At 49.7% G+C, this 2,338-nt stretch carries 3 protein-coding genes; all 3 read left to right on the top strand.

What is annotated here, in order from left to right:
* Positions 1–97 precede the first annotated feature (97 nt).
* Positions 98–721, top strand: coding sequence for a guanylate kinase (gmk, locus tag ACRC27_RS06290; protein WP_438622660.1), 624 nt, complete (start codon positions 98–100; stop codon positions 719–721).
* 63 nt (positions 722–784) lie between these two features.
* Positions 785–1,060: a DNA-directed RNA polymerase subunit omega gene (gene rpoZ, locus ACRC27_RS06285; RefSeq protein WP_438622659.1), complete on the top strand. Its 276-nt coding sequence runs from the start codon at positions 785–787 to the stop codon at positions 1,058–1,060.
* 25 nt (positions 1,061–1,085) lie between these two features.
* A partial coding sequence (locus ACRC27_RS06280) for a RelA/SpoT family protein (protein ID WP_438639437.1) occupies positions 1,086–2,338 on the top strand: 1,253 nt, incomplete at its 3' end.

Below are 2,338 nucleotides of genomic sequence, written 5' to 3'. Positions count from 1 at the left end.
GCTCGATCGCAATCGCACAGATAAAACGCCCTGCCATAACGATGATCTCTTGCCCATTTACAGGCAGCCGCACAGCCAGTAACCGGATAACAACACTATGCCAAAAGGTACACTCTATATTATCTCTGCACCCAGCGGTGCGGGTAAATCTAGTTTAATCAATGCATTACTGAAAACTCACCCTACGTATGACATGCAGGTTTCAGTTTCGCATACCACCCGAGATCCGCGTCCGGGTGAAAACAACGGTGAACACTACCACTTTGTTACTGTGGCTGAATTTACTGCGCTGATTGGTGAAAGTGCATTTTTAGAGTATGCCGAAGTGTTCGGAAACTACTACGGCACATCACGCCCAACGATTGAGAAAGTGCTCAATCAGGGGATTGATGTCTTTTTAGATATCGACTGGCAAGGTGCGGCACAAGTACGCCAGCAGATGCCACATGCACGCAGCATCTTTATTCTTCCGCCTTCGCGTGAAGAGTTAGAGCGCCGCCTGTGTGGACGTGGCCAAGATAGCAGTGATGTCATTGCCAAACGCATGGCAAAAGCTGTCAGCGAAATGTCACACTATAATGAGTATGATTACTTAATTATTAATGACGATTTCGATCAAGCACTGGTTGATTTAAAGAACATTATTCGCGCTGAACGCCTAAAGCAGGAGCGACAAACCCTGCGTCATTCTGCGATGATCAGCAAATTGTTGGCAGAGTAAGCTCGGATTGAGTATTATTTCTAGTCATTTGTCTTTTCCCTATTGGATCCATTGGAGTCATTCATGGCCCGCGTAACCGTACAAGACGCCGTTGAGAAAGTTGGTAACCGTTTTGACCTGGTACTGGTCGCTGCACGTCGTGCGCGTCAGATGCAAACTCAAGGTAAAGATCCTTTAGTACCAGAAGAGAACGACAAGTACACCGTGATCGCCCTGCGCGAGATCGAAGATGGTTTGATCAATGCTGATATCCTTGATGCGCGTGCGCGTCAGGAACAGCAAGAGCAAGAAGCAGCAGAACTGCAAGCGGTTGCCGCTATTGCAGAAGGCCGTCGTTAATTCTCTGTTGAGTGCGCCCTAGACCTTGTACTTATTTGAAAGCCTGTACCAAGTTGCACAGCGCTACCTGCCTGAGGATCAGATCGAACGCCTCAGGCAGGCGTTTATTATCGCGCGTGATGCACACGAAGGCCAAACCCGCTCCAGCGGGGAGCCTTACATCACCCATCCGGTCGCTGTGGCCTGTATTCTGGGCGAGATGCATCTCGACCACGAAACGCTTATGGCCGCGCTGCTGCATGATGTTATTGAAGATACCGAGATAACCCACCAAGACCTGCAAGAGCGCTTTGGAAAAAGCGTCGCCGAGCTGGTTGAAGGGGTGTCAAAACTCGATAAACTCAAATTCCGCGATAAAAAAGAGGCGCAAGCCGAGAACTTCCGCAAAATGATCATGGCGATGGTGCAGGATATCCGCGTCATCTTGATCAAACTGGCCGACCGTACGCACAACATGCGCACACTCGGCTCGCTGCGCCCCGATAAACGCCGCCGTATCGCGCGTGAAACTCTCGAAATTTACAGCCCGCTAGCACACCGCCTTGGTATTCATCATCTCAAAACTGAGCTTGAAGAACTGGGCTTTGAAGCTTTGTACCCCAACCGCTTTCGTGTACTCAAAGAGGTGGTCAAAGCAGCGCGCGGTAATCGTAAAGAGATGATCCAAAAGATCCTGTCTGAAATTGATGGTCGTCTGAAAGAGGTCGGGCTGCCAGCAAAAGTCAGCGGACGTGAAAAACATCTGTACTCCATCTACCATAAAATGCGGCTCAAAGAGCAACGATTCCACAGCATTATGGATATTTACGCTTTTCGCGTAATCGTCAAAGATGTCGACAGTTGTTACCGTGTACTTGGGCAGATGCACAGTCTGTACAAACCTCGCCCGGGTCGGGTAAAAGATTATATTGCTATTCCCAAAGCCAACGGCTATCAGTCACTGCATACCTCTATGATCGGGCCGCACGGCGTGCCGGTGGAAGTGCAGATCCGTACCGATTATATGGATCAAATGGCTGAAATGGGGGTAGCCGCACACTGGGCTTACAAGCAACAAGGCGAACCGGTCAGCACCGCACAACTGCGGGCACAGCGCTGGATGCAAAGCCTGCTTGAGTTGCAACAAAGTGCCGGTAACTCATTTGAATTTATTGAAAACGTCAAATCTGACTTGTTCCCTGATGAGATTTACGTTTTTACCCCAGAAGGGCGGATTGTCGAGCTACCCGCAGGCTCAACACCGGTTGATTTTGCCTACGCGGTACATACCGATATTGG

This window comes from Plesiomonas sp. (genome assembly GCF_051650925.1).
Taxonomy (GTDB): Bacteria; Pseudomonadota; Gammaproteobacteria; order Enterobacterales; family CAMTGL01; genus Plesiomonas.
The sequence above is the reverse complement of the archived record's forward strand: the minus strand, read 5'-3'. Positions and strand labels throughout refer to the sequence as shown.

What these genes read in the sequence shown, in the direction of transcription:
- rpoZ (WP_438622659.1), top strand. Translation starts at nt 785, where the DNA reads ATGGCCCGCGTAACCGTACAAGACGCCGTTGAGAAAGTTGGTAACCGT.
- gmk (WP_438622660.1), top strand. Translation starts at nt 98, where the DNA reads ATGCCAAAAGGTACACTCTATATTATCTCTGCACCCAGCGGTGCGGGT.